The sequence below is a fragment of the Pseudomonas sp. 2848 genome (genome assembly GCF_003253945.1).
Taxonomy (GTDB): domain Bacteria; phylum Pseudomonadota; class Gammaproteobacteria; order Pseudomonadales; family Pseudomonadaceae; genus Aquipseudomonas.
The window spans coordinates 39,968-64,754 of sequence record NZ_QKZD01000008.1 but is presented as its reverse complement, the minus strand read 5'-3'; the positions used below and the strand labels follow the sequence as shown (position 1 = coordinate 64,754).

General features: G+C 65.3%; 27 protein-coding genes. 5 read left to right on the top strand and 22 right to left on the bottom strand.

Annotated elements, in window-relative coordinates; translation table 11 throughout:
* Nucleotides 1–2 precede the first annotated feature (2 nt).
* The 8 genes from pabC to DFS21_RS17045 form a co-directional block, all read right to left on the bottom strand.
* Entirely contained in the window at nt 3–818 is an 816-nt protein-coding gene (pabC, locus tag DFS21_RS17080; protein ID WP_110703916.1) for an aminodeoxychorismate lyase, read from the bottom strand.
* On the bottom strand, nt 818–2,062 hold the full coding sequence (gene fabF / locus DFS21_RS17075) for a beta-ketoacyl-ACP synthase II (RefSeq protein ID WP_111532695.1): 1,245 nt from the start codon (nt 2,060–2,062) through the stop codon (nt 818–820). Before fabF ends, pabC begins: the two co-directional genes overlap by 1 nt.
* Before the next feature lie 154 nt (nt 2,063–2,216).
* Nucleotides 2,217–2,453, bottom strand: coding sequence for an acyl carrier protein (acpP, locus tag DFS21_RS17070; RefSeq protein ID WP_046856533.1), 237 nt, complete (start codon nt 2,451–2,453; stop codon nt 2,217–2,219).
* Between the two features lie 203 nt (nt 2,454–2,656).
* Nucleotides 2,657–3,397 carry a 3-oxoacyl-ACP reductase FabG gene (gene fabG, locus DFS21_RS17065; RefSeq protein ID WP_023630496.1) on the bottom strand — a complete coding sequence of 247 codons (741 nt, stop codon included), beginning with the start codon at nt 3,395–3,397 and terminating at the stop codon, nt 2,657–2,659.
* Nucleotides 3,398–3,413: 16 nt separating this feature from the next.
* Complete coding sequence (gene fabD / locus DFS21_RS17060; protein ID WP_111532694.1) at nt 3,414–4,352, bottom strand: ACP S-malonyltransferase; 939 nt, start codon at nt 4,350–4,352, stop codon at nt 3,414–3,416.
* A gap of 168 nt (nt 4,353–4,520) precedes the next feature.
* Nucleotides 4,521–5,531, bottom strand: a complete 1,011-nt coding sequence (plsX, locus tag DFS21_RS17055; protein WP_111532693.1) for a phosphate acyltransferase PlsX — start codon at nt 5,529–5,531, stop codon at nt 4,521–4,523.
* Nucleotides 5,532–5,534: 3 nt separating this feature from the next.
* Entirely contained in the window at nt 5,535–5,717 is a 183-nt protein-coding gene (rpmF, locus tag DFS21_RS17050; RefSeq protein WP_028690987.1) for a 50S ribosomal protein L32, read from the bottom strand.
* Between the two features lie 13 nt (nt 5,718–5,730).
* On the bottom strand, nt 5,731–6,258 hold the full coding sequence (locus tag DFS21_RS17045) for a YceD family protein (RefSeq protein ID WP_023630499.1): 528 nt from the start codon (nt 6,256–6,258) through the stop codon (nt 5,731–5,733).
* A 96-nt stretch (nt 6,259–6,354) separates the two neighbouring features.
* Between DFS21_RS17045 and DFS21_RS17040 the strand changes: the two genes are divergently transcribed.
* Complete coding sequence (locus tag DFS21_RS17040; protein ID WP_111532692.1) at nt 6,355–6,933, top strand: nucleoside triphosphate pyrophosphatase; 579 nt, start codon at nt 6,355–6,357, stop codon at nt 6,931–6,933.
* Nucleotides 6,934–7,023: 90 nt separating this feature from the next.
* Here the strand turns inward: DFS21_RS17040 and DFS21_RS17035 are convergent, their stop codons facing one another.
* The 3 genes from DFS21_RS17035 to rluC are packed head-to-tail and all read right to left on the bottom strand — an operon-like array spanning nt 7,024 to nt 9,650.
* A complete protein-coding gene (locus DFS21_RS17035) occupies nt 7,024–8,010 on the bottom strand; it encodes a S49 family peptidase (protein ID WP_110703910.1) in 987 nt (328 codons plus the stop codon).
* A 2-nt stretch (nt 8,011–8,012) separates the two neighbouring features.
* The gene (locus DFS21_RS17030) at nt 8,013–8,693 is read right to left on the bottom strand and encodes an HAD family hydrolase (RefSeq protein WP_111532691.1); all 681 of its coding nucleotides are present in this window, start codon (nt 8,691–8,693) and stop codon (nt 8,013–8,015) included.
* Nucleotides 8,694–8,696: 3 nt separating this feature from the next.
* Nucleotides 8,697–9,650: a 23S rRNA pseudouridine(955/2504/2580) synthase RluC gene (gene rluC / locus DFS21_RS17025; protein ID WP_102683593.1), complete on the bottom strand. Its 954-nt coding sequence runs from the start codon at nt 9,648–9,650 to the stop codon at nt 8,697–8,699.
* A gap of 794 nt (nt 9,651–10,444) precedes the next feature.
* Between rluC and rne the strand changes: the two genes are divergently transcribed.
* Complete coding sequence (gene rne / locus DFS21_RS17015) at nt 10,445–13,660, top strand: ribonuclease E (protein ID WP_111532690.1); 3,216 nt, start codon at nt 10,445–10,447, stop codon at nt 13,658–13,660.
* 182 nt (nt 13,661–13,842) lie between these two features.
* Here rne and murB read toward each other — a convergent pair whose 3' ends face one another.
* The 8 genes from murB to DFS21_RS16975 all read right to left on the bottom strand — a co-directional run bounded on the left by murB (nt 13,843) and on the right by DFS21_RS16975 (nt 20,714).
* Nucleotides 13,843–14,862: a UDP-N-acetylmuramate dehydrogenase gene (murB, locus tag DFS21_RS17010; protein ID WP_111532689.1), complete on the bottom strand. Its 1,020-nt coding sequence runs from the start codon at nt 14,860–14,862 to the stop codon at nt 13,843–13,845.
* On the bottom strand, nt 14,859–15,323 hold the full coding sequence (locus DFS21_RS17005; protein WP_111532688.1) for a low molecular weight protein-tyrosine-phosphatase: 465 nt from the start codon (nt 15,321–15,323) through the stop codon (nt 14,859–14,861). Before DFS21_RS17005 ends, murB begins: the two co-directional genes overlap by 4 nt.
* Nucleotides 15,323–16,087, bottom strand: a complete 765-nt coding sequence (kdsB, locus tag DFS21_RS17000) for a 3-deoxy-manno-octulosonate cytidylyltransferase (RefSeq protein WP_110703901.1) — start codon at nt 16,085–16,087, stop codon at nt 15,323–15,325. Before kdsB ends, DFS21_RS17005 begins: the two co-directional genes overlap by 1 nt.
* Nucleotides 16,084–16,269 (bottom strand): Trm112 family protein, encoded by a 186-nt coding sequence (locus DFS21_RS16995; protein WP_003247142.1) that lies wholly within the window; start codon nt 16,267–16,269, stop codon nt 16,084–16,086. The genes kdsB and DFS21_RS16995 overlap by 4 nt, the downstream gene beginning before the upstream one ends.
* A gap of 33 nt (nt 16,270–16,302) precedes the next feature.
* Nucleotides 16,303–17,313 carry a tetraacyldisaccharide 4'-kinase gene (gene lpxK / locus DFS21_RS16990; RefSeq protein ID WP_110703899.1) on the bottom strand — a complete coding sequence of 337 codons (1,011 nt, stop codon included), beginning with the start codon at nt 17,311–17,313 and terminating at the stop codon, nt 16,303–16,305.
* Nucleotides 17,313–17,747 carry a biopolymer transporter ExbD gene (locus DFS21_RS16985; RefSeq protein ID WP_111532687.1) on the bottom strand — a complete coding sequence of 145 codons (435 nt, stop codon included), beginning with the start codon at nt 17,745–17,747 and terminating at the stop codon, nt 17,313–17,315. The genes lpxK and DFS21_RS16985 overlap by 1 nt, the downstream gene beginning before the upstream one ends.
* Nucleotides 17,744–18,379 (bottom strand): MotA/TolQ/ExbB proton channel family protein, encoded by a 636-nt coding sequence (locus tag DFS21_RS16980; protein ID WP_110703965.1) that lies wholly within the window; start codon nt 18,377–18,379, stop codon nt 17,744–17,746. Before DFS21_RS16980 ends, DFS21_RS16985 begins: the two co-directional genes overlap by 4 nt.
* A gap of 124 nt (nt 18,380–18,503) precedes the next feature.
* On the bottom strand, nt 18,504–20,714 hold the full coding sequence (locus DFS21_RS16975) for a DNA internalization-related competence protein ComEC/Rec2 (protein WP_111532686.1): 2,211 nt from the start codon (nt 20,712–20,714) through the stop codon (nt 18,504–18,506).
* A 144-nt stretch (nt 20,715–20,858) separates the two neighbouring features.
* On the opposite strand from DFS21_RS16975, the gene DFS21_RS16970 reads away from it, so the two are divergent.
* Nucleotides 20,859–21,479 (top strand): DUF2062 domain-containing protein, encoded by a 621-nt coding sequence (locus DFS21_RS16970; RefSeq protein ID WP_146603145.1) that lies wholly within the window; start codon nt 20,859–20,861, stop codon nt 21,477–21,479.
* Here the strand turns inward: DFS21_RS16970 and DFS21_RS16965 are convergent.
* The 3 genes from DFS21_RS16965 to DFS21_RS16955 form a co-directional block, all read right to left on the bottom strand.
* The gene (locus tag DFS21_RS16965; RefSeq protein ID WP_046856545.1) at nt 21,363–22,142 is read right to left on the bottom strand and encodes an ABC transporter permease; all 780 of its coding nucleotides are present in this window, start codon (nt 22,140–22,142) and stop codon (nt 21,363–21,365) included. The two genes, DFS21_RS16970 and DFS21_RS16965, sit on opposite strands and share 117 nt — an antisense overlap.
* The gene (locus DFS21_RS16960) at nt 22,139–23,071 is read right to left on the bottom strand and encodes an ABC transporter ATP-binding protein (RefSeq protein WP_110703895.1); all 933 of its coding nucleotides are present in this window, start codon (nt 23,069–23,071) and stop codon (nt 22,139–22,141) included. The genes DFS21_RS16965 and DFS21_RS16960 overlap by 4 nt, the downstream gene beginning before the upstream one ends.
* 133 nt (nt 23,072–23,204) lie before the next feature.
* A complete protein-coding gene (locus DFS21_RS16955; protein ID WP_111532685.1) occupies nt 23,205–23,828 on the bottom strand; it encodes a glutathione S-transferase in 624 nt (207 codons plus the stop codon).
* Nucleotides 23,829–24,229: 401 nt separating this feature from the next.
* Between DFS21_RS16955 and DFS21_RS16950 the strand changes: the two genes are divergently transcribed.
* The gene (locus tag DFS21_RS16950; RefSeq protein ID WP_111532684.1) at nt 24,230–24,469 is read left to right on the top strand and encodes a hypothetical protein; all 240 of its coding nucleotides are present in this window, start codon (nt 24,230–24,232) and stop codon (nt 24,467–24,469) included.
* The gene (locus DFS21_RS16945; RefSeq protein ID WP_110698189.1) at nt 24,466–24,705 is read left to right on the top strand and encodes a DUF3077 domain-containing protein; all 240 of its coding nucleotides are present in this window, start codon (nt 24,466–24,468) and stop codon (nt 24,703–24,705) included. The genes DFS21_RS16950 and DFS21_RS16945 overlap by 4 nt, the downstream gene beginning before the upstream one ends.
* Nucleotides 24,706–24,787: the final 82 nt, after the last annotated feature.

Below are 24,787 nucleotides of genomic sequence, written 5' to 3'. Positions count from 1 at the left end.
AATCAGGTATCCAGTAACGTACGGGCAACGGCCTGCAGTTTACGGGTGAGCGGCCCTGCCGGCCAGTTCAGCGCGGCGAATTCACGCACGGGCCAGACGCCATAGACACTGTTGCAGAGGAATACTTCGTCAGCCTGCTGCAGCGCCTCGAACGGAAGGTCGCGCACCTGCGTGGCAATCCCCAGCAGCGCGGCCTGTTCCAGCAATGCCGCACGCATCACCCCGGCCACGCCACAACGGCTCAGGTCGGCGGTGAACAGTACGCCATCACGCACCAGGAACAGGTTGCTGTACACCCCTTCGATCACCCGCCCTTGGGCGTCACGCATCAAGCCTTCGGCAAACGCGCTGTCCTGCCATTCGGCACGGGCCAGCACCTGCTCGAGGCGGTTGAGGTGTTTGAGCCCGGCCAGCAGCGGTTGTTCCGCAAGGCGCGTCTCACAGGGGAACAGCCGCACGCCGAACTCGGCATGCTGCGTCGGGTAGGCCGGCAAGGGGCCGCCTTGCAGGATACGCCGCGCCTGCGCGCCGGCCAGCGGGGCATAGCCGCGCTGGCTGTCGCCGCGGGTCAGGATCAGCTTGGCGACGCCTTCGCCCAGTTGCCGGGCGAATTGCAACAGTTCATTGCGAACCAGCGTCAGGTCGGCGTCGATCGCCAGGCGTTGGCACCCCAGCGCCAGGCGGTCGAGATGCTGCGTGAGCAGGCTGGGCCTGCCGCCGCGCACGGCGATGGTCTCGAACAGACCATCACCGTAGGCCAGGCCACGGTTCTGCAGATTGACCGCAGCCGCGTCCTGGCCATCGATCCAGCTGAGCATCAGCCGGCGAACCGGCGGAACACCAGCGAACCGTTGGTCCCGCCAAAGCCGAAGGAATTGGACAGCACCACATCGATCGGCATGCTGCGCGCCTGGTGCGGCACGAAGTCCAGGTCGCAGCCTTCGTCCGGTTCGTCCAGGTTGATGGTCGGCGGCGCCATCTGGCTGTTGATCGCCAGGACGCTGAAGATCGCCTCCACCGCACCGGCAGCGCCGAGCAGGTGGCCAGTCATCGACTTGGTCGAACTCACTGCCAGCTTGTAGGCATGCTCGCCGAACACCCGCTTGATCGCAGCCACTTCGGCCACGTCGCCAGCCGGCGTCGAGGTGCCGTGGGCGTTGATGTAGCTGACGTCCTCAGGCTGGATGCTAGCATCACGCAGGGCATTGGCCATGCAGCGAGCGGCGCCTTCGCCGGAATCGGGCGGCGAGGTCATGTGGTAGGCGTCACCGCTCATGCCGAAACCGACCAGCTCGGCGTAGATGGTCGCGCCACGAGCCTTGGCATGCTCCAGCTCTTCGAGCACCAGGGCGCCGGCACCATCGGACAGCACAAAGCCGTCACGCCCCTTGTCCCAGGGACGGCTGGCACGGGCCGGCTCGTCGTTGCGGGTGGACAGCGCACGGGAAGCACCGAAGCCGCCCATGCCCAGGCCGCAGGCGGCCATCTCGGCGCCACCGGCGATCATCACGTCGGCTTCGCCGTAGGCGATGTTGCGCGCGGCCATGCCGATGCAGTGGGTGCCCGTGGTGCAGGCAGTGGCGATTGCATAGTTCGGCCCCTGCAGACCCAAGTGGATCGACAGGAAGCCGGAGATCATGTTGATGATCGAGCCCGGCACGAAGAACGGCGAAATCCGCCGCGGCCCTTGCTCATGCAGGGTACGGCTGGTTTCCTCGATGTTGGTCAGCCCGCCGATCCCCGAACCCATGGCCACGCCGATGCGCTCACGGTTGGCATCGGTGACTTCCAGCCCGGCATTGCGCACCGCCTGGAAGCCGGCCGCCAGGCCGTACTGAATGAACAGGTCGAGCTTGCGTGCCTCTTTGGCCGACAGGTACTGCTCGACTTCGAAGCCCTTCACCGAGCCGCCAAAACGGGTGGAGTAGGCAGACAGATCCGTATGCTCGATCGGACCAATGCCACTGCGGCCAGCCAGAATGCCCTGCCAGGTGCTCGGTACATCGGTACCCAGTGGCGACAGCATACCCATACCAGTGACCACGACGCGTCTACGCGACACAGTACTCTCCTCATTTCCAAATAACAGAGTCTCTTGCCAGTGCACTTGCCATGGCGAATGGAATGGCAGCAAACCCCGGCTCTCGCAAAGAAAAAACCGCACGCCGGCAAAGGCAGTGCGGTTTTTCCCGACAAGAAGCGTCGACTACAGCGTCTTAGGCCTGGTGGGCGTTGACGTAGTCGATAGCAGCTTGAACGGTAGTGATCTTCTCGGCTTCTTCGTCAGGGATTTCGGTCTCGAATTCCTCTTCCAGAGCCATCACCAGCTCAACAGTGTCAAGCGAATCGGCACCCAGGTCCTCAACGAAGGAAGATTCGTTCTTGACTTCCTCAGCCTTGACGCCCAGTTGCTCGGCGACGATTTTCTTGACGCGTTCTTCGATGGTGCTCATACCTAGTTTTCACTCCTAATGGACATATGTCAGGCAGCTGGCCGGTGACCAAGTTTATAGGAAGACGCCTGCTTTTCAAGCGTAACGCGCCTTCCACCAAGTCACCGGGCCCTCTGCCCGGAATCTGGTTGCAGCTTTATAACGGATTTTAGGCTCGGAGTATGACTCTTTTTTGAAGCAATCCGTCACATTGAGTTGCGGTTTTACATGTACATCCCGCCGTTCACCGGCACGGTGGCGCCGGTGACATAGGCTGCGCCGTCGGAAGCCAGGAAGGAAACCACTTTCGCGATCTCCTCGGCCTGGCCCAGGCGGCCCAGCGGAATTTCCTTCTGCAGGGCCTCGCGCTGCGCTTCTGGCAGCTCACGGGTCATGTCGGTGTCGATGAAGCCCGGGGTCACCGAGTTGACGGTGATGCCACGCGAGCCCACTTCACGAGCCAGGGCCCGGCTGAAGCCTTCCAGGCCGGCCTTGGCGGCGGCGTAGTTGGCCTGGCCGGCGTTGCCCATGGCACCCACCACCGAACCGATGCTGATGATACGGCCCCAACGGGCCTTGGTCATGCCGCGCAGCACGCCCTTGGACAGACGGTAGAGGCTGTTGAGGTTGGTGTCGATCACATCGAACCACTCATCGTCCTTCATGCGCAGCATGAGGTTGTCGCGGGTGATACCGGCGTTGTTGACCAGGATGGCCGGCGCGCCGAACTGCTCGCCGATGGCGCCCAGCACTGCGTCCACGGACTCGGCGCTGGTGACGTTCAGCTCAAGGCCGGTGCCGTTGATGCCGTGCTCCTTCAGGGTGGCGGCGATACGCTCGGCACCGGAAGCAGTGGTGGCGGTACCGATCACGGTCGCGCCCTGGCGGCCCAGTTCGAGGGCGATGGCCTGGCCGATACCACGGCTGGCGCCGGTGACCAGTGCAACTTTACCTTGCAGGCTCATGCAAGCTTCTCCGAATTCAGGCCAGCGCCGCACGGGTGGCGGCGACAGCGTCTGGGGTGTTGAGGTTGTAGGTGGTCACGCCGTCGGCGCAACGCTTGTTCAGGCCAGCCAGGACCTTGCCCGGGCCGCATTCGACCAGGTTGACCGCACCGTGCTCGGCCAGGGCCTGCACGCACTCGACCCAGCGTACCGGCTGGTACAGCTGCGCCAGCAGGTCTTGCTTGAGGGCATCAAGGTCGGCGGCGATGGCCGCGGTGACGTTCTGCACCACCGGGATCTGCGGCGCTTTCCATTCGATGGCGTTGACGGCCTCGGCGAAGCGCTCGGCGGCCGGCTTCATCAGGGCGCAGTGCGATGGCACGCTGACCGCCAATGGCAGGGCACGCTTGGCGCCCTTGGCCTTGCACAGCTCGATGGCACGATCGACCGCAGCCTTGTTGCCGGCGATGACGACCTGGCCCGGCGAGTTGAAGTTCACCGCGCTGACCACTTCGTCTTCGGCGGCTTCGGCGCAAATCTCGACCACCACGGCGTCGTCCAGGCCAAGGATGGCGGCCATGGCACCATGGCCGGCGGGTACGGCTTCCTGCATGAGCTGGCCGCGGCGCTCGACCAGGCGTACGGCATCTTTCAGCGACAGGCTGCCGGCAGCGACCAGGGCGCTGTATTCACCCAGGCTGTGCCCGGCGACGAAGGCCGGCTGCGCACCGCCCTCGTCCAGCCACAGGCGCCACAAGGCGATGGAGGCGGTCAGGATGGCCGGCTGGGTCTTGTCGGTCTGGTTGAGTTGTTCTTCCGGGCCTTCCTGGACCAGTTTCCACAGGTCGTAGCCCAGGGCCTCGGACGCTTCCTTGAAGGTCTCGACGATTACCGGTTTTTCGGCGCCCAGCTCTTTGAGCATGCCCAGCGACTGGGAACCTTGACCAGGAAAGACGAATGCGAGGGATGCAGACATTGAACAAGCCCTTATGATCTTGTCGTCGGATAGGGTGCGCCAGGCCGCGGGCCAGACGCGCAATCTGAAAGCTTGGATGGAGCGGCGGACCAAGCGGTCACATTTAAGCACTTCATGGGCGGTATGCCCAAAAGCTTTGCATTTCCAGTAATGACCTCATCGCGCAGCTCAGGGCAACAAGTCTTCGAGACGCCCGTGCAGGCGCTGCGGCAGGTTTTCCTGGATCTCGATCAGCGCTCGCTGGATCGCGCTCTGCAAACCCTGCACGCCCGCCGAGCCATGGCTCTTGATGACGATGCCCTGCAACCCCAGGAAACTCGCACCATTGTGCCGCGCAGGCGCAAGGTCGGCCTGCAGGCGCTTGAGCAGCGGCATGGCCAGGGCACCTGCGGCTCGCGCCAACACCCCGCCACGGAACAGCGCCTCGATGCGCGCACCGATCATGGTCGCCAGACCCTCGCTGGACTTGAGCAGGATATTGCCGACGAAACCATCGCACACCACCACGTCCGCCTCGCCCCGGTACAACCCGTCACCCTCGACGAAGCCGATGTAGTTCAGCCCCCGGGCGTTCTGCAACAGGCTGGCGGCCAGCTTGACCTGCTGGTTGCCCTTGATGTCCTCGGTACCGATATTGAGCAGCGCCACCCGCGGCCGATGCACGCCCAGAGCCTGGGCGGCCACCGAGCCCATCACGGCGAACTGGTAGAGGTTTTCCGCGCTGCAATCGACGTTGGCGCCGAGATCAAGCAACTGGCAGTAGCCGGCCTGGGTCGGGATCGCCGCCACCATCGCCGGACGATCGATACCGGGCAAGGTCTTGAGCACAAAGCGCGACAAGGCCATGAGCGCGCCGGTATTGCCGGCACTTACGCAGGCCTGGGCCTTGCCATCACGCACCAGTTCGAGGGCGATGCGCATCGACGAGTCCGGCTTGCCCCGCAACGCCTGCGATGGCCGCTCGTCCATGCCGATCACTTCGCTGGCCGCGACAATCTGCAGGCGTGCGCGATCCGCAGCCGCGAGGCCGCCGACAAGATCTTCAAGGAGGGAGGGTTGACCGACGAGGGTCAGGTGCAGCGAGGGGGTAGCCGATAGGCAGGCAATGCTAGCCTGGACAATGTTGCGGGGACCGAAGTCCCCGCCCATTGCGTCGATCGCGATGATCTGAGCGGACAAGGATTACTCGTCAGCGCCCTTGTCGATCACTTTGCGACCACGGTATACGCCTTCTGGCGAAACGTGGTGACGCAGGTGTACTTCACCGGTGCTCTTCTCTACCGACAGAGCTTCTGCCGACAGGGCGTCGTGCGAACGGCGCATGTCACGGGCAGAGCGGGATTTTTTGTTCTGCTGAACAGCCATAATTGATTAACTCCTAAACGTTTGGGTCACGCTTTAACTGCGCCAATACACTGAACGGGTTGGACCGCGATACCTCGTCCTTGCTCGGCTCGGGCTCATCGAGTCCCGCCGGCTGCTGGCATTCTTCCGGATGATGAGCAGGCACGATTGGCAGGGCAAGCAAAAGCTCTTCCTCGACCAGTGCCTGCAGATCCAATGGATCTTCGCCCAGTTCCAGCACGTCATAGCCTTTCGGCAACGACTGGGTGTTCGCACCCTCCTTCACCACAGCGTACGTACATTCGCTATGGATCGGCAGGGTGACCAGCTCAAGACAACGCTGGCAAACCATCTTGACTTCGACATCCAGCGCGCTGTGGATAACCACCACGTGCTGTTCATCTCGTTCAAAATCGAACTTCGCCTGCACCGTACCGACATTGTCGGAAAGCGGGTCGCAGAGTCTTTCCAAATCAGCGAGTTGCAGCGAACCTTCGAGGGTTACGCCACGATCAGCCAATTTGCGCGGGTCAACGTGAGGTGGAATCGGGTCATTCAACATAGGCGCAGCATTCTAGGGATGCACCCCCTCCCTGTCAAAGGAAATTAGGTGCCATCTCGCATGTTAGAATTCGGGGCAATTGCCCAGGAGTCTACCATGCTTCCCTTGTTACTGGCTTCCAGCTCGCCCTACCGCCGCGAACTGCTCACCCGCCTGCGCCTGCCCTTCACCTGGGCGAGCCCCGACCTTGACGAACGGCGCCTCGATGGCGAGCCCGCCGTCGAGCTGGTGCGCCGCCTGGCCCGGCAAAAAGCCGAGGCCCTGGCCGCCAGCCACCCCCACCACCTGATCATCGGCTCCGACCAGGTGGCGGTGCTGGGCGAACAGATACTCGGCAAGCCTCACACCTTCGAGCGCGCCTGCGAGCAACTGCTGGAGGCCAGCGGGCAGCAGGTCACCTTCCTCACCGGGCTGGCACTGCTGAACAGCGCCACCGGCCAGTGCCAGGTCGATTGCGTGCCGTTTACCGTGACGATGCGCGAGCTGGACCGGGAGCGCGTGGAGCGCTACGTGACGGCCGAGCAGCCACTGGACTGCGCTGGCAGCTTCAAGGCGGAGGGCTTGGGGGTCAGCCTGTTCCAGAGCACCCACGGCTGCGACGCCACGAGCCTGATCGGGCTGCCGCTGATTCGGCTGGTGGACATGCTGCACAAGGAAGGCGTGCAGGTGCCTTGAAAATGCAATCGCGGGGCAAGCCCGCTCCCACCAGGTCAATGAGCGACCCGTGGGAGCGGGCTTGCCCCGCGATGCCACGCCGACTTCAGATCAACGCAGCGAAGGCCCCTGGAAGCCCATGTACAGCGCCATGCGCTCCGCCACACTGGCACCGATGCGCTTGGAGAAACGATCGAACGGCGACTCCTGCACGGTGAAGTCCACCAGTTCCTTCTCGCCGACGATTTCGCGGGCGACATAGCTGGCACTGCCCAGCCCGTCCACCAGGCCCAGCGCCTTGGCCTGCTCGCCCGACCAGATCAGACCGCTGAACAGCTCAGGGTGATCCTTGTCCTTCAGGCGCTCGCCACGCCCCTGCTTGACCATGGCGATGAACTGGCGGTGCGTGGTATCCAGCACACCCTGCCAGAACGCGGTTTCTTCCGGCTTCTGTGGCGAGAACGGATCAAGGAAGGCCTTGTGTTCGCCCGCCGTGTAGGTGCGCCGCTCCACGCCCAGCTTGTCCATGGTGCCGACAAAGCCGTAGCCCGCCGCAGTGACGCCGATGGAGCCGACCAGGCTGGCCTTGTCGGCATAGATCTCGTCGGCGGCGCTGGCAATGTAGTAGGCGCCGGAGGCCCCCAGGTCGGCGATCACCGCGTACAGCTTGATGGCCGGATATTCGGCACGAAGGCGGCGGATCTCGTCGTACACATAGCCCGCCTGCACCGGGCTGCCGCCCGGGCTGTTGACGCGCATGACCACGGCCTTGGTCTTCGGATCCTTGAACGCCTCGCGCAGGCTCTTGACGATATTGTCGGCGCTGGCAGGCTCCTGATCGGCGATCACCCCGCGCACCTCGACCAGCGCGGTATGGCTGCCGCTGCGCGAGGCAGCCTTGTCCACATCCATCAATGGCGTGAACAGGAACAGGATGCCAAACAGGTAAACGAAGGTCAGCAGCTTGAAGAAGATCCCCCAGCGCCGCGCCCGACGCTGCTCCTGGACACCCGCCAGCAAGGTCTTCTCCAGCAGCTTCCAGCTCTTGCGCTCCTCGCCAGCCTCATCGGCCTCGGGCGCCTTCCACTCGTCAGTCATGCTCACCTACCTTGGAAATTGATCTGCGCAGGCTCAGCCAGCCATTCGCGCAACTGGGAAAAATGCTCGATGCACACTTGCGGGCCAAATTCGGCCAGAGCCTGCAGCGACATGGCGCCATAGCCCACGGCGACCGAATGCATGCCGGCATTGCTGGCCATCTGCAGGTCGAACGCCGAATCTCCGACCATCAGCGCCCGCCCGGGTTCGACCTGGCAGTGGGCGAGAATCTCCTCGAGCATCAGCGGATGCGGTTTGCCGCGGGTTTCGTCGGCCGCCCGGGTAATGTCGAAGTAGCTTTCCCAGCCATTGGCCTTGAGCACCCGATCCAGACCGCGTCGCGCCTTGCCGGTGGCCACCGCCAGACGATACCCCTCGGCACGGAACGCCTCCAGCGACTCGACCACACCGTCGAACAGTGGCGACGGCTGTTGATCCAGCGCCATGTAGACATCGGCATAATGCTGGCGGAATGTTTCCACCTGCGGCAGCTCAAGATGTGGATACAGGGTGGCGATCGCCTCCCCCAGCGCCAGGCCAATGATGCCCTTGATCGCCTCGTCGCTGCTGGCGGCCTCCCCGGCACGCCCGGCGGCCACGCTCATGGCCTCGACAATGCGCCCGATGGAATCGGCCAGCGTGCCATCCCAGTCGAAGACCAGCAGGTCATAACTTTTATTCATGGCTCAGGACGCCAACCGCTCGATAGTCTTGGCCCACATCTCGTCCACCGGCGCCTCGAGCTTGAGCTCGCCGCCGTCGGGCAGCGGCACGGTCAACTGGTAGGCATGCAGGAACAGGCGCTTGCCACCCAGGTCGCGAATCTCGCGGCTGAAGTCTTCATCGCCGTACTTGCTGTCGCCGGCGATCATGTGCCCGGCATGCAAGGTGTGCACGCGGATCTGATGGGTACGGCCGGTGATCGGCCGCGCCTCGACAATCGTGGCGAATTCGCCGAAGCGGCGCAGCACGCGGAACAGCGTCAGCGCCTCCTTGCCCTCGTCATTGACCTCGACCATGCGTTCGCCGGAGCGCAGGTTGCTCTTCTGCAGCGGCGCATTGACCTGTTTCTTCGAGGTCGGCCAATGGCCGCGCACCAGCGCCATGTAGCGCTTGTCCACGCCATCGCCGCGCAGCGCGGCATGCAGGTGGCGCAGCATGCTGCGCTTCTTGGCGATCATCAACAGGCCCGAGGTGTCGCGGTCCAGGCGGTGCACCAGCTCCAGCTCCTTGGCGTCGGGGCGCAACTGGCGCAGTGCCTCGATCACCCCGAAACTCAGACCGCTGCCGCCATGCACGGCAATGCCGGCCGGCTTGTTCATCACGATCAGCGCCTTGTCTTCATAGACGATGGCGGCTTCCAGGCGCTGCAACAGCCCCTGGGCCACGGGCGCGGGTTCGTCACGCTCGGGCAGGCGCACCGGCGGCACCCGCACGATATCGCCGGCCTGCAGCTTGTACTCAGGCTTGATCCGGCCCTTGTTGACCCGCACCTCGCCCTTGCGCAGGATGCGGTAGACCAGCGTCTTGGGCACGCCCTTGAGCGCGGTGATGAGGAAATTGTCGATGCGTTGGCCGGCAAGCTCCGGCGCGACTTCGATCAGCTGAACGCCGGAAGTCGGAGGGGTATTGGTCGTCATGGCGGGATCATAACAATTTTTTATGGAATTGAAGCACTTAATCATAACTGCTATAGTCGCGAACGCCGCCAAAAGCGGCAGGCCAGCGGCATCAGGCTCTACGCCGGCCCTGACCATCGCAATTCCGAGGACGCGAGGCCGTCCTACGGAGCGTTCGCCAGTTTAACTAAATGCCTGGAATCGCCACCAGCGCTGTGTAGAGAAGACCGGAAAAAAACGACAAGTGCGGTGTTTCACCTGCTTACCCGCTTCTTTTCGCCGTACCTCTGCCCGCCACCGTCGTTTCCGCGCATTCGGGCGAATGCTTCGGAAATACCTGCCTTGGATATGTCATGGCGCCAGCCCGGTACCGGGCTGGCGAAAAATGCAACCCGTTGCGGATTCAGCGCGCGGCAGCACCGAATTTTCAGGGATACGTGCAGGGTGGAGATGCACAGCCTTCGGACCGTGTGGCACCGAACCCGACCCACCGCCCCACTCAACGGGCGATGAGCGGGCAAGGTCCTGAACAGACGCCCTCGTGGCATCCACGGACGACCGGTTGATTCCTCCTCCTGACTGAGTGCACCAGGCCCGCTCGATTGATTCGGATAACCTTCGAAAAGCTCGACAGGCCTTTTGGCACCGCAAAACAGGACGCGTCGTCGCGACAACGGCAGGCTGGGCAACCGGCTGGTGCCGAACGTCGTCAGACACGGGGGTGGTTCGCCACCCTTTGCGCACCTTGGCACCGATCATGAAAAGTCGTGTGTGCCGAACGCCGTTTCCGGCAGCCCGGAAACCGACGGTACAACATGAAAAGAATGCTGATTAACGCAACCCAACCCGAAGAGTTGCGTGTAGCCCTGGTGGACGGCCAACGCCTCTACGACCTGGACATCGAGTCCGGTGCCCGTGAGCAGAAAAAGGCCAACATCTACAAAGGCAAGATCACCCGGATCGAGCCCAGCCTTGAAGCCGCCTTCGTCGACTTCGGCTCCGAACGTCACGGCTTCCTGCCGCTGAAGGAAATCTCCCGCGAATACTTCAAGAAAGCCCCTGAAGGCCGGGTCAACATCAAGGAAGTCCTGAGCGAAGGCCAGGAAGTCATCGTCCAGGTCGAGAAGGAAGAGCGCGGCAACAAAGGCGCCGCCCTGACTACCTTCATCAGCCTGGCCGGCCGCTACCTGGTGCTGATGCCCAACAACCCGCGCGCCGGCGGCATCTCCCGCCGCATCGAAGGCGAAGAGCGCAACGAGCTGCGTGAAGCGCTGAACGGCCTGACCGTTCCGGGCGACATGGGCCTGATCGTGCGCACCGCGGGCCTGGGCCGCAGCAGCGAAGAAATGCAGTGGGACCTCGACTACCTGCTGCAGCTGTGGACCGCCATCAAGGAAGCCTCGCTGGACCGTACCGCGCCGTTCCTGATCTACCAGGAAAGCAACGTCATCATCCGCGCCATCCGCGACTACCTGCGCCAGGACATCGGCGAAGTACTGATCGACAGCATCGACGCCCAGGAAGAAGCCCTGACCTTCATCCGCCAGGTGATGCCGCAGTACGCCAGCAAGGTCAAGCTGTACGAAGACAGCGTGCCGCTGTTCAACCGCTTCCAGATCGAAAGCCAGATCGAGACCGCCTTCCAGCGCGTGGTCGACCTGCCGTCCGGTGGCTCGATCGTGATCGACCCGACCGAAGCCCTGGTGTCCATCGACATCAACTCGGCGCGCGCCACCAAAGGCAGCGACATCGAGGAAACCGCCCTGCAGACCAACCTGGAAGCGGCCGAGGAAATCGCCCGCCAGCTGCGTCTGCGTGACATCGGCGGCCTGATCGTCATCGACTTCATCGACATGACCCCGGCGAAGAACCAGCGCGCCGTCGAAGAGCGCGTGCGCGAATGCCTCGAAGCCGACCGCGCCCGTGTGCAGGTCGGCCGCATCTCGCGCTTCGGCCTGCTGGAAATGTCCCGCCAGCGCCTGCGCCCATCGCTGGGCGAGAGCAGCGGCATCGTCTGCCCACGCTGCTCGGGCACCGGCATCATCCGTGACGTCGAGTCGCTGTCGCTGGCGATCCTGCGCCTGATCGAGGAAGAAGCCCTGAAGGACCGCACCGCCGAGGTGCGCGCCCAGGTGCCGATCCCGGTGGCCGCCTTCCTGCTCAACGAGAAACGCAACTCGATCACCAAGATCGAACTGCGTACTCGCGCGCGCATCATCATCCTGCCGAACGATCACCTGGAAACCCCGCACTTCGAAGTCCAGCGCCTGCGCGACGACAACCCGGACGTGCTGAACAACCAGTCCAGCTACGAAATCGCCTCGGCCGAGACCGAAGAAGCGCCGCTGCCGACCGCCACCCGCACCCTGGTACGCCAGGAAGCCGCGGTGAAGACCGCGCCGGCCCGCGCCAACGCACCGGTACCAACCGCCGTCGAAGAACAGCCAGCCGCACCCGCGGCGCCTGCGCCGAGCGTACCGGAGCCAAGCCTGTTCAAGGGCCTGGTCAAGTCGCTGGTCAGCCTGTTCGCCGGCAAGGAAGAGCCTGCCGCCGCACCGGCCGTCACCACCGAAAAACCGGCCACCGAGCGCTCGCCACGCAACGAAGAGCGCCGCAACGGGCGCCAGCAGAGCCGCAACCGCAATGGCCGCCGCGAGGAAGACCGCAAGCCGCGTGAAGAACGCAGCGAGCGCGCCCCGCGTGAAGAGCGTCAGCCACGCGAAGAACGTGCACCGCGTGAAGAACGCGCCCCACGCGAAGAGCGTCAGCGCCAGCCGCGCGAAGACCGCCGTGGCAACCGCGAAGAGCGCGTGCGCGAATTGCGCGAGCCGCTGGATGCCGCACCGGCCCCGGCCGCCCGCGAAGAACGCGCCCCACGTGAAGAGCGTGCGCCACGTGAGGAACGTGTAGCCCGTGAAGAGCGTGCACCACGTGAAGAACGTGCCCCTCGCGAAGAGCGCGCGCCGCGTGAAGAACGTGCACCACGTGAAGAGCGTGCGCCACGTGAAGAACGCGCCCCACGCGAAGAGCGTGCACCGCGTGAAGAACGCGCCCCTCGTGAAGAGCGTGCGCCACGTGACGAACGCGCTCCGCGTGAAGAGCGCCAGCTGCGCCCTGAGGCGCAGGCCGTCGAACAGGCCGCCGAGCTCGCCGAAGAGCAACTGCCGAACGACGAACTGCTGCAGGACGAACAGGAAGGCACCGATGGCGAGCGTCCGCGCCGCCGCTCCCGTGGCCAGCGTCGTCGCAGCAACCGTCGTGAGCGCCAGCGCAACGCCAATGGCGAGTTGATCGAAGGCGACGAAGACGCCGGCGAAGAGCAGCAGCCACAACAGCACCAGGCCACCGAGCTGGGCGCTGAACTGGCCGCCGGCACTGCCGTCATCGCCGCCGTGGCCACCAGCAACATCAGCGCCGATGCCGAAGCCCAAGCCAACCAGCAGGCCGAGCGCGCCAGCGCCGCTGTCGCCGAAACCCAGGTGGAAATCACCGAGGTCGTGGCCGAGCAGGTCGCCATCGCCCCGGTGGTCGAGCAACCGGTCAGCGAGCCAGTGGTCGCCGTTGAGCCGAGCATCGAACCGGTGGTCGAAGTAGCGCCGCAGCCAGTGGTCGAAGAAGCCCCTGCCGAGCAGCCTGCCGTCGTCGCCGAGGCGCTGCAAGCCCCTGCCGTGGAAGCCGGTGAAATCGAGCAGCCGCAGGTAGTCGAAGCCACCGTGGTCGAAGCCCCGGTAGCCGAGCAGCCTGTAGCGATCGTCGAGCCAGTGGTCGAGGCCCAGCCGGAAGTGGCTGAAGCACCTGCCGCCGAGCCTGCGCCGATCGTTGCCGAGCAGGCGCCCGTGGAAGCACCGGCCCCGGTCGAAGCGCCTTCGGCGATGCTGGCCAACGGCCGCGCCCCGAACGACCCACGTGAAGTGCGTCGCCGCAAGCGTGAAGCCGAAGCAGCCGCCGCCGCTGCCGCCCAGGCCGCTGCCGAAGCCGCCCCTGCGCAAGCGCTGGAGACCGCCGATGAGCACAAGCCTCATCACGGTTGATAGCCTCGGCTGAATGAAAAAGCCCCGCCAGTGCGAACTGGCGGGGCTTTTTCTTTGCCGGGATGGTAGCGGCTCTGCTGGTGATCCGGGCGGTGCGGCCGCTCCTACGCCACCATCCTACGCCTGAGCAGGCATGTGATTATGGCGTGGGAGCGGGCTTGCCCCGCGATAGGGCCAGCCCATCAGTACAGGTTCGGCTCCATCTCCAGCTCGACCCCAAAGCGCTCAAGGATATCCGCCTGGATCCGCCGAGCCAGCCCATGCAACTGCGCCCCGCTCGCCTGGCCGTAGTTCACCAGCACCAGCGACTGCAAACGGTGCACACCAGCATCACCATCGCGATAACCTTTCCACCCCGCCTGCTCGATCAACCAGCCGGCCGCCAGCTTCACCTGGCCATCGGCCTGCGGATAAGCCACCACGCCAGGATGCTCGGCACGAATATGCTCGGCCAGTGCAGCAGGCACCACAGGATTCTTGAAGAAGCTCCCGGCGTTACCCAGCGCAGCCGGGTCCGGCAGCTTTTCCCGACGGATACTGCAGATCGCATCGCTGATCACCTGCGCGGTGGGCTGCTCGATACCCTGCTCCGCCAGGCGCTGACGCACCGGGCCGTAGTCCAGGTGCGCCTGCAACGACCGGCTCAGCGCAAAGCGCACGCGCAGGATCAGCCAGCGGCCCGGATTGCGCTTGAACAGGCTGTCGCGATAACCGAAACCGCACGCCTCCAGCGAGAAGTCACGCAGTTCGCCGGTCTCGCGGTCCAGCGCGGTCAAGCCGGCGAACACGTCCTTGATCTCCACGCCATAGGCGCCGACGTTCTGCATCGGCGCAGCGCCGACGGTGCCGGGGATCAGGCTGAGGTTCTCCAGCCCGCACAGGCCCTGGTCGAGGCTCCACTGCACGAACGGATGCCAGGGCTCGCCGGCCTCGGCTTCGACCACCACGCGCTCACCGTCATCGCTGAGCAGGCGCCGCCCACGGCTGGCCATGTGCAGCACCAGGGCGTCGACATCGCGGGATAGCAGCAAGTTGCTGCCACCACCAATGACCAGCACCGGCACCTGCCGCTCGGCGGCCTGGGCCAGTGCCTGGCGCGCTTCGTCGTCGTCGTGGGCCTGGGTGAAGTAGCGGGCACTGACGTCGATACCGAAAGTGTTGTAGGGCTTGAGCGATACCCGCTCCTGCCAGTGCGCCGTCATAACCGCCCCTTGATTTCCACGACCAGCTCACGGCACGCCGCCTCGATCAGGTCCAGGACCTGCTCGAAGCCTTCGGCACCGCCGTAGTAAGGGTCCGGCACTTCGTCCAGGGCCGCGCCATAGCGGCGCAGGAACAGGTCGAGCTCGCCCTTGGCGTTGTGTGGGCGCAACGCCTGCAAATTGCCCAGGTTGCTCTTGTCCATGGCCAGAACCAGGTCGTACTCGGCGAAATGCGCCGCCTTGACCTGCTGGGCGCGCTGACGCGACAGGTCGTAGCCACGGGCCAGCGCGGCCTTGCAGGTACGGCTGTCGGGGGCCTTGCCCACATGCCAGTCGCCGGTACCGGCGGAGGCGACGTGCACCACATCACCCAACCCTGCGGCCTCGAGCTGATGGCGCAGCACGCCTTCGGCAGTCGGCGAGCGGCAGATATTGCCGAGGCAGACGAACAGAACGCGCATCAGGCCTCCAGCAAGCGCCGTACGCGCTCCAGATCTTCAGGGGTGTCCACGCCCACGGCCGGGGCCTCGATGGCATCGGCAACATGGATGCGCACGCCATGCCACAGGGCACGCAGCTGCTCCAGCGACTCGGTCTGCTCCAGCCAGCACGGGCCCCAGGCGACGAAGTCCTGAAGGAATCCCACGCGGTAGGCGTACATGCCGATGTGGCGGCGGTACGGCACGCCTTCGGGCAAGCGCTCACGGTCCTTGGCAAACGCGTCGCGGGCCCATGGCAATGGGGCGCGGCTGAAGGTCAGGGCCAGGCCGTTCTTGTCGCTGACCACTTTCACCGCGTTAGGGTTGAAGATGGTTTCCGGCGCATGGATCGGCTCGGCCAAGGTGGCGATGCCGGCCTCGGGGTGCGCGGCGAGGTTGGCCGCCACCTGATCGATGATCACCGGCGGAATCAGCGGCTCGTCACCTTGCACATTGACCACGATGGCATCGGCGGCCAGGCCCAGCTGGGCAGCCACTTCGGCCAGGCGGTCGGTGCCCGACTCGTGGTCGGCGCGGGTCAGCAGCACTTCGGCGCCGAACGCCTGGCAGGCCTCGACGATGCTGGCATCGTCGGTGGCGATGACCACGCGGCTGGCGCCGCTCTTGCGCGCCTGCTCCCACACATGCTGGACCATCGGCTTGCCGGCAATCGCCAGCAGCGGCTTGCCCGGCAGGCGCGTGGAGCGCAGCCGGGCGGGGATCACCACGGTGAAGTCCAGGCTCATTTGTCCAGGCGCTCGTCGTCGGTCAGGGTGCGCGCCTCGCTTTCCAGCATCACCGGGATGCCATCGCGAATCGGATAGGCCAGGCCCGCGCCCTTGCTGATCAGCTCGGTCTTGTCGGCGCTGAGCTTGAGCGGGCCCTTGGTGATCGGGCAGGCCAGGATATCGAGCAGTTTGGTGTCCATGGGAGCTTCCTTGAAACGGAAATTGAAAAAGGCTCAGGGCCGGGGACGGCCAGGCAGCAGGCGATCGAGCTCGGCGTCGAACCAGGCAACGAACGCCTGCGATGGAACGGCGTCGACCGCCAGGTACCACCAGTCGTCAGCAGCGAACGGCCGGCATTTCACCGCATCCTTCTCGGTCATCACCAACGGCAGCGGCGGGCTGAACGACAGCACTTCGCGGCTGTACGGCGCATGGTCGGCAAAGGGGTGCGGCACCGGCTGCCAGTGTAGCCCCAGCAGGGTGTTGAAGAAACGTTGCGGATTACCGATGCCGGCCACGGCGTGCAGCGCCTGGCCAGCGGGAAACAGGTCGAGCTCGCGGCGCTCGCCGCTGCGCAGGTTGATCAGCGCCGACGGCTGCAGGCGGAAGGCAAAGCCACCGTCACGGTCGGCCTCGGCGCCGTTGAACAGCACCGCGTCGGCCTCGGCCAGGCGCTCGGCGGGCTCGCGCAACGGGCCGGCCGGCAGGCAGCGACGGTTGCCCAGGCCACGGGCGGCGTCGATCAGTACCAGCTCCAGGTCGCGGGCCAGGCGGTAGTGCTGCATGCCGTCGTCGCACAGGATCAGGTCCGGCGCGTCGCTGGCCAGCAGCGCCTGCACGGCGCGGGAGCGGTCGGGGTCGATCACCAGCGGCACGCCGGTGCGCTGGACGATCAGCAAAGGCTCGTCACCGGCCTGCTCGGCGAGCTGGTCGGCGGCGACACGCCAGGGATACTGCGGCGGCTTGGCGCCGTAGCCACGGCTGACCACACCGACCTTCAGCCCCTGCCGGCGGCAGTGCTCGATCAGCCAGAGGATCATCGGTGTCTTGCCGGTACCGCCCACGGTGATATTGCCCACCACGATCACGGGCACCGGGGCGCGGTAGCTGGGGCTGGTGCCGCTGAGGAAGCGCGCTCGTTTGCGCGTCACCACGCGGCGGTACAGCGCCTCCAGCGGGCGCAGCAGGGCCAGCGCCGGGTGCCCGGCATACCAGGCAGCGAGCAGACGGTCGGCGAAGGCCATCAGGGATTGCCCTGCGCGGCCTCGACGGTGGTCATGCGCAACTTGCTGAAGCCGAGCTTGCCGGCCGCGTCCATTGCGGTGATCACAGCCTGGTGCGGGGTCTTGCCGTCGGCGCTGATCGCCAGCGGCAGGGTGATGTCACCGCCGGACTCCTTCTCGATGGCTTCGGTCAGGGTGGCCAGGTCGCTCTTGGGCAGCAGGTGGTTGTTCACCGAGTACACGCCGTCGGCACTGATGGTGACTTCGATCAGCTTGCCATCATCGGGCTGCGCGGGCGCGGCACTGCTTGCTTCAGGCAACTCGACATGCAGCTGGGTCTCGCGGGTGAAAGTGGTGGTGACCACGAAGAACAGCAGCAGCACGAACACCACGTCGATCAACGACGCCAGGTTGATGTCGACGTTCTCGCGCTGGCGATTGCGCCGGAACTTCACGCCTTGCCTCCGGCCACTTCCACTTCGCGGTCGCCCTGCAACACCTCGACCAGCTTGATCGCCTCCTGCTCCATGCCCACCACCAGCTCATCGATGCGGCGTAGCAGGAAGCGGTGGAAGAACACCGCCGGAATGCCGACCATCAGGCCGGCCGCGGTAGTGACCAGAGCCTTGGAAATACCACCAGCCAGCACGGCGGCATTGGCGGTCATCTGCGAGCCCATGAAGGCGCTGAAGATGTCGATCATGCCCAGCACGGTGCCCAGCAGGCCCAGCAGCGGGGCCATGGCGGCGATGGTGCCGAGGGTGCTGATGTAGCGCTCCAGCTCGTGGATGACCCGCGAGGCGGCCTCTTCGATGCACTCTTTCATGATCTCGCGGCCATGGCGCGAGTTGGCCAGGCCCGCGGCGAGGATCTCGCCCAGCGGCGAATCGGCGCGCAGCGCCTTGAGCTTGTCACTGGTGAGTTGCTTGTCCTTGATCCACATCCATACCTGGCCCAGCAGGTGCGGCGGGGTGACACGGCTGGCGCGCAAGGTCCACAGGCGCTCGCCGACGATTGCCATGGCAGCGATGGAGCTCAGGATGATCGGCAGCATCATCCAGCCACCGGACTTGACCAATTCCCACACAGTAAGCATCCCCTCGGAAAAAGGCCGCCACTCTACCATAGGACCGCCTGGGGCTCATCTGCCGGAGGTCAGGGAATCACCCGTCGCATGGCAGCCGTGGGAGCGGGCTTGCCCCGCGATGGCGTCATTCGCGCTCCCGCCAGAACCTGCGCTCTGCGCGCCCCCCTACCGCTGCACCCTGACTCCCCAGGCGCAAACTCAGCGCTCCCGCCAGCGCAGTGTCATGGATGCTGATCCCATGCCGCCGATAGCGCTCGATCACCTGCGCATGCGGATGCCCGAAGCCGTTGCTGCGCCCCCGCGAAATCATCACCCCGCGGGGTGCCAGCGCCTTGATGAACGGTTCGGTGGACGACGTGCGGCTGCCGTGGTGCGGTGCCTGCAGCCAGTCGACACGCGGATCCTCGCTGGCCGCCAGCCAAGCCCGCTCCGCCGCGGCCTCCATGTCGCCGGCCAGCAGCAGGCGCTCGCCATTGGCCACTACCCGCAGCACGCAGGAGCGGTCATTGCTGGAGGCACCCTGCGGCCAATGCCACAGCTCGAAATCGACCCCATCCCAGCGCCAGCGCTCACCACTGTCGCACAGCGCGGCAGGCGCAAGCCCGGCAACCTCCCCCGCCAGCACCCGCGTCACCGGCAGCCCCCGACGCACTGCCGACGCCCCGCCGGCATGATCGGCGTGGCCATGGCTGACCAGCATCAGGTCCAGGTGCCTCACCCCCAGCCTGCGCAAGGTGGGCAGCACCACGCTCTCGCCCAGGTCACTGTCGCCGTGGGCAGGCCCGGCGTCGTACAACAATGCGTGGTGACGGGTACGCAGCAACACCGCCAGGCCCTGGCCGACATCCAGCTGCCACACCTGCACCTGCCCGTGGGGCACCTGCTCGCGCGGCGCCCACAAGGCCACCAGCATCACCGCACCCGGCAAGCGCAACGGCACGCCCCGAGGCAGCAGCAACAACAGCGCGCCCAGCGCGACCAACAGCCAGGCCCACAGCGACAACGGTTCGGGCAGCCACGCCGGCCACTGCCCCGCAAGCTGCGCGAGCAGGTGAAACAGCCCATCCAGCGAAAGCCCCGCCAGCCACAACAGCCCCTCCCCCACCCCAGGCAGCGGCAACGCTGCCGTGCCAAGCAGGGCCAGCGGCAACACCGCGAAACTGATCCAGGGCACCGCCAGCAGGTTGGCCAGCGGCGCCGTCAGGCTGACCGGCAGCCCCAGCGCCAGCAGCACCGGCAACAGGCCCACGGCGATCACCCACTGGGCGCGGCTCCAGGCCTGCCAGGGTCGCCAGGCGCCGAGCCGGGCAGAGAAGCACAGCATCAGCACGCCAACCGCGGCAAACGACAGCCAGAATCCCGGCAGCAGGCTGGCCAATGGATTGATCAGCAACACCCCCGACAACGCCAACAGCAGCGGCAAGGCGGCCCCCAGGTGCCTGAAGCGCAGGCGCCAGAGCAACACCACCGCCAGCATCAGGCAGGCCCGCTGCACCGGCACGCCAAACCCGGCCAACCAGCCGTAGCCCAACGCCGCGGCCATGGCCAGGCCACAGGCCCAGGGCAGCCACGGCCAGCGCGATGGCCAGGCGCCCAGCCGCGCCAGGCCCGCGACCAGGCCGTACACCAGCCCGGCCAACAGCCCGATATGCTGGCCGGAGATCACCAACAGGTGCACAGTGCCGGTGGCCTGCAGGGTCTGCCAGTCTTCGCGCGCCAGCCCGGCGCCATCGCCCAGCACCAGGGCCGTCAGCGCCGCCTCGCGGCCGTGGGCATCCACATTCAGCAGTCGCTGGCGCACGGCATCGCGCCAATCCACCGCAGCCTGCCCGATCTGCTCGCCGGCCTTGACCGAGCCGGTGGCGCCGATACCCCGGGCCAGCAACAGCGCTTCGCGATCCGGGCCATGGGGGTTGAGCAGCCCGTGGGGCTGGCGCAGGTTCACCGCCAGGCGCCAGCGCTCACCGGCGCGCAATTCAGGCCCGGCGAACCAGCTCAGTTGCAGGCGCCTGGGCAATTGCGCCCGGCGCGACTCAGGATGCTCCAGCTCGAACCGCACACCGCGCCCCGTGCGGGTCGGCAGCCCCACCACCTGCCCCTCCAGCCACAGCGTGCGGCCATCCAGCGCCGGGGCCAGGCGATCATCCAGCGCCTGCTGCGCCGACCAGCAGGCCCAGCAGCCACCCAGCACAAACCAGCCCAGCGGCCAGGCCCGCGTGCGCAGGCAGGCCAAGGCCAGCAACAGCAATGGAATCAGCCATCCGACCGGTGGCAAGGCAGGTAACAAGCGCAGGCTCAACAGCCCGAGCACCAGCGCCAGCATCCCTGTGCGCATGAGATAGAGCTCCAGAAGCGATCACGACCCCTGAGGCTTAGCCGATTGGCGGGCAAACCCTGCTAATCAATTGTCACAAACTCTGAACGAGGCTGCGTTTCAATCAGGGCATACTGACGCCCTTCAACCCTGCCGGGAGCCCACATGCCGCGCCGTCTGTTCAAACGCTACATGCCGGACCCGACCAGCATCCGCGAACACAAGTCCTTACGCTTTTTCGGCAAGCTGCTGCACGACCCCAACCTCTGGCACCTGAATCGCCATTCGGTGGCGCGGGCCATGGGCGTCGGCCTGTTCGCCGCGCTCATTCCCATCCCCATGCAGATGCTGCTGGCCGCCGCGCTGGCCATTCCCGTGCGCGGCAACCTGCCGATCGCGGTGAGCCTGGTGTGGTTGACCAACCCGCTGACCATGCCGCCGGTGTTCTTCGTCACCTACATGACCGGCGCCTGGTTGATGCAGGTGCCGCCGCGCACGCTGCCCGAGTCGATCACCGTCGACTGGGTCACCGAGCAGCTGGCGACGATCTGGCAACCGTTCCTGCTCGGCTCGGTAGTGTGCGGGGTGGTGCTGGGCGTGCTCGCCTACTTCACCACCATGGGCTACTGGCGCTGGTGGGTGGGCCGGCAGTGGCGCCGGCGCCAGTGCCTACGCACGCATGCCGCGGCCGCTGACCAGCAGGCGCACGCACAGCAGGTAGAGCACTGCGGTGGCCACCAGCATGAAGCTGATCGCCGTGCCAATACTGATATCCGACACCCCTAGGATGCCGTAGCGGAACGAGTTGACCATGTGCAACACCGGGTTTGCCAGCGACACGGTCTGCCAGAACGGCGGCAGCAGGTTGATCGAGTAGAACACCCCGCCCAGGTAGGTCAGCGGTGTCAGCACAAAGGTCGGGATGATCGAGATATCGTCGAAGTTGCGGGCGAACACCGCGTTGACGAAGCCCAGCAGCGAGAAGATGGTCGCGGTCAGCAATACCACGATGACTGTCACCCCCAGGTGGTGCACCTGCAAATGGGTGAAGAACAGCGACAGGAAGGTCACGATCACCCCCACCGCCAAGCCGCGCAACACGCCACCCAACACATAGCCAACAAGGATGGTGTGCGGCGACACCGGCGACACCATCAACTCCTCGATGGAGCGCTGGAACTTGCTGCCGAAGAAGCTCGATACCACGTTGCCATAGGAGTTGGTGATCACCGACATCATGATCAGCCCCGGCACGATGTACTCCATGTAGGTGAAGCCGCCCATGTCGCCGATCTGCCGGCCGATCAGGTTACCGAAGATCACGAAGTACAGGACCATGGTGATCGCCGGCGGCAGCAGGGTCTGCGGCCAGATGCGCAGGAAGCGCCGCACTTCGCGGTAGACGATGGTGTTCAGGGCGACCCAGTTGGTGCGCAGTTCCACACTCATACGGCCACCTTCGACAGGTTCTTTTCCACCAGGGACACGAACAGCTCCTCGAGTCGGTTGGTCTTGTTGCGCAGGCTCTGCACCTCGATGTTCTTCAGCGCCAGCTGGCCGAACAGCGCGGTGATGCCGATGTCCTTGTCCACCTGCACCTCCAGCGTGTGCGGGGTGATCAACCGGCACGGGTAGCCCTGCAGCTCAGGGGCGGCGGGCAGGTCGCGCTTGAGGTCGAGGACGAAGGTCTCGACGTGCAGCTTGCCCAGCAGCTGGCGCATGCTGGTGTTCTCGACGATGGTGCCGTGGTCGATGATGCCGATGTTGCGGCACAGCTGCTCGGCCTCTTCGAGGTAGTGGGTGGTGAGGATGATGGTGATGCCTTTCTGGTTGAGCTCGGTGAGGAAGCTCCACATCGAACGGCGCAGTTCGATGTCCACCCCCGCAGTCGGCTCATCGAGGATCAGCAGGCGCGGCTCGTGGATCAGCGCCCGGGCGATCATCAGCCGGCGCTTCATGCCGCCGGACAGCGAGCGCGAAGGCACGTCGCGCTTGTCCCACAGGCCCAGCTGCGTGAGGTACTGCTCGGCGCGCTCCTTGGCCACCTTGGGCGGGATGCCGTAGTAACCGGCCTGGGTGACGACGATGTCGAAGGTCTTCTCGAACTGGTTGAAGTTGAACTCCTGGGGCACCACGCCCAGGCAGCGCTTGAGCGCCGCGGGCGACCGGTCCAGGTCGTTGCCGAACACGTTGACCGTGCCGCTGGTCTTGTTCACCAGGGTCGAGAGAATGCCGATGGTGGTGGACTTGCCGGCGCCGTTGGGGCCGAGCAAGGCGAAGAAGTCGCCTTCGGCAACGTCCAGGTCGATGCCCTTGAGGGCCTGGAAGCCGTTGCCGTAGGTCTTGGTCAGCTGTCGAATGGACAGGGCGGAACTCATGGCGGGTCAGGTACCGATGAAAAAGGTTCGGGACACGCCAGGTAAAGACACTGGCGCAGTGAGTGCGGCCATGGTGCAAGGCCCGGCCGCACAAGTACAGTCACATGTATCGATAGTGACTATCGAAGTGGCGTCACGTCAGGGCGGTCATCACCGCCGCCTGGTAGGCCGGACGTTGCTTGAGGCGCGCATACCAGGCTTCGAGGTGGTGCATGGGCGGGCGTTCAATCGGCATTTCGAACCAGGCGTAGATGAAGCTGCCCAGGGGGATGTCGCCCATGCCGATCTGCGCGCCGGAGAGGTACGGCTGCTGGGCCAGGGTCTGGTCGGCGATGGCCAGCAATTGGGCGCATTGCTTGTGCGCGGCGTTGATCGCCACCCAGTCGCGCTGGTCCTCTGCGGTGCGCAGCAGGCCCCAGAACAGCGGGCGGAAGGGGCCGGCGAAGGACGAGGTGGCCCAGTCCATCCACTTGTCCGCCAGGGCGCGCTGGCGCGGGTCGTCCAGGTACCAGCCCTGCTCTGCACCGTATTCGGCGCACAGGTAGCGCACGATGGTGTTGGACTCCCACAGCACCAGGTCGCCGTCTTCGAGCATGGGCACCAGGCCGTTGGGGTTCAGGGCCCGGTAGTGCGGTTCGTTGACCACGCCGAAGGCGCCGCCGGCATCGATGGACTCGAAGTCCAGGCCCAGCTCGTGGGCGATCCACAACGCCTTGCGCACATTGCTCGAATTCTTGCGGCCCCAGATCTTCAGCATGGCAACGTCCTTATGAATGCGGGAGGTGGGACAGTCTACTCCAAGCGTTGGGCGGTGCCAGCGGCCCCCGCGATCTGTCAGATATTTCCGAACCTGAAACCAAATGCTTCAGCCAGCAAAGCTTGGGAACTATCCTACGCGCTTGCCGGAAGCCGCCGCGTTGTCGGGGAAATACCCCAGGGATACCTTCACCGGGTCGCCACATTTGGTGACCGGGCGTGAGAAACCCGACTACATATGACAACCAGCGGCTTCGTCATGGTGGCCGTGTGCGGGCAGACTTCGGTCTGACCGGGTTTGTCCTATGTCCCGGTTTTCTCACCTCGTACACGGCCGCCACCCTGACCTCGTGAGAAAGGACCTGAATGGCGGTTTTCATTGACCGCATAGGACTCTCTACCATGAAAAAAATCGTCCCAGACCCACCCCGCCTCGGCCCCTTCATCAGCATCCGCCCCACCCTCACCCGCGAAGAAGCCATGTCCGCCGCCGTCGAAGTGGCCACCGCCATGTCCGACGTCCTCGACATCTACTTCAAGACCGAGCCCGGCGAAACCCAGGACCGCCTGTTCACCGCCAGCGACTACCTCGGCCAGCTCGCCTGCGCCCTGCTCGAGCACAAGCCACAGGTGCAGCCATGAGCCGTGGCCATACCGCAGGCCGCACCACCTGCCTGGACCTGTTCAAGGTCGAGCCGGGCGTGACCTTCGAGGATGCCTTCAGCGAGTTGTCGGTGCTGCTCGGTTGCATTCGCCACCTGACCTGCGAGGCGGAAATGGAGGGCGACCTGCTGGCCGGCAGCTCCGCGCGCATCCTCAGCGCCATGGCCAAGGCGCTGATCGATGACATGGAGCTGGGGTTGAATAGAAGCAAATGATCCCCGGGGCTGCTTTGCGGCCCCGGGATCCATCAACACCACCGAACTCCCGCTACAGAACCCGGTCAGTCTTCTAAGCAGG

Bases quoted from the DNA above. Each gene is read 5' to 3' on its own strand.
- pabC (WP_110703916.1), bottom strand. From the start codon at position 818: ATGCTCAGCTGGATCGATGGCCAGGACGCGGCTGCGGTCAATCTGCAG.
- acpP (WP_046856533.1), bottom strand. From the start codon at position 2,453: ATGAGCACCATCGAAGAACGCGTCAAGAAAATCGTCGCCGAGCAACTG.
- fabG (WP_023630496.1), bottom strand. From the start codon at position 3,397: ATGAGCCTGCAAGGTAAAGTTGCACTGGTCACCGGCGCCAGCCGTGGT.
- fabD (WP_111532694.1), bottom strand. From the start codon at position 4,352: ATGTCTGCATCCCTCGCATTCGTCTTTCCTGGTCAAGGTTCCCAGTCG.
- rpmF (WP_028690987.1), bottom strand. From the start codon at position 5,717: ATGGCTGTTCAGCAGAACAAAAAATCCCGCTCTGCCCGTGACATGCGC.
- DFS21_RS17045 (WP_023630499.1), bottom strand. From the start codon at position 6,258: ATGTTGAATGACCCGATTCCACCTCACGTTGACCCGCGCAAATTGGCT.
- DFS21_RS17040 (WP_111532692.1), top strand. From the start codon at position 6,355: ATGCTTCCCTTGTTACTGGCTTCCAGCTCGCCCTACCGCCGCGAACTG.
- DFS21_RS17035 (WP_110703910.1), bottom strand. From the start codon at position 8,010: ATGACTGACGAGTGGAAGGCGCCCGAGGCCGATGAGGCTGGCGAGGAG.
- DFS21_RS17030 (WP_111532691.1), bottom strand. From the start codon at position 8,693: ATGAATAAAAGTTATGACCTGCTGGTCTTCGACTGGGATGGCACGCTG.
- rluC (WP_102683593.1), bottom strand. From the start codon at position 9,650: ATGACGACCAATACCCCTCCGACTTCCGGCGTTCAGCTGATCGAAGTC.
- rne (WP_111532690.1), top strand. From the start codon at position 10,445: ATGAAAAGAATGCTGATTAACGCAACCCAACCCGAAGAGTTGCGTGTA.
- murB (WP_111532689.1), bottom strand. From the start codon at position 14,862: ATGACGGCGCACTGGCAGGAGCGGGTATCGCTCAAGCCCTACAACACT.
- DFS21_RS17005 (WP_111532688.1), bottom strand. From the start codon at position 15,323: ATGCGCGTTCTGTTCGTCTGCCTCGGCAATATCTGCCGCTCGCCGACT.
- kdsB (WP_110703901.1), bottom strand. From the start codon at position 16,087: ATGAGCCTGGACTTCACCGTGGTGATCCCCGCCCGGCTGCGCTCCACG.
- DFS21_RS16995 (WP_003247142.1), bottom strand. From the start codon at position 16,269: ATGGACACCAAACTGCTCGATATCCTGGCCTGCCCGATCACCAAGGGC.
- lpxK (WP_110703899.1), bottom strand. From the start codon at position 17,313: ATGGCCTTCGCCGACCGTCTGCTCGCTGCCTGGTATGCCGGGCACCCG.
- DFS21_RS16975 (WP_111532686.1), bottom strand. From the start codon at position 20,714: ATGCGCACAGGGATGCTGGCGCTGGTGCTCGGGCTGTTGAGCCTGCGC.
- DFS21_RS16970 (WP_146603145.1), top strand. From the start codon at position 20,859: ATGCCGCGCCGTCTGTTCAAACGCTACATGCCGGACCCGACCAGCATC.
- DFS21_RS16965 (WP_046856545.1), bottom strand. From the start codon at position 22,142: ATGAGTGTGGAACTGCGCACCAACTGGGTCGCCCTGAACACCATCGTC.
- DFS21_RS16960 (WP_110703895.1), bottom strand. From the start codon at position 23,071: ATGAGTTCCGCCCTGTCCATTCGACAGCTGACCAAGACCTACGGCAAC.
- DFS21_RS16955 (WP_111532685.1), bottom strand. From the start codon at position 23,828: ATGCTGAAGATCTGGGGCCGCAAGAATTCGAGCAATGTGCGCAAGGCG.
- DFS21_RS16950 (WP_111532684.1), top strand. From the start codon at position 24,230: ATGAAAAAAATCGTCCCAGACCCACCCCGCCTCGGCCCCTTCATCAGC.
- DFS21_RS16945 (WP_110698189.1), top strand. From the start codon at position 24,466: ATGAGCCGTGGCCATACCGCAGGCCGCACCACCTGCCTGGACCTGTTC.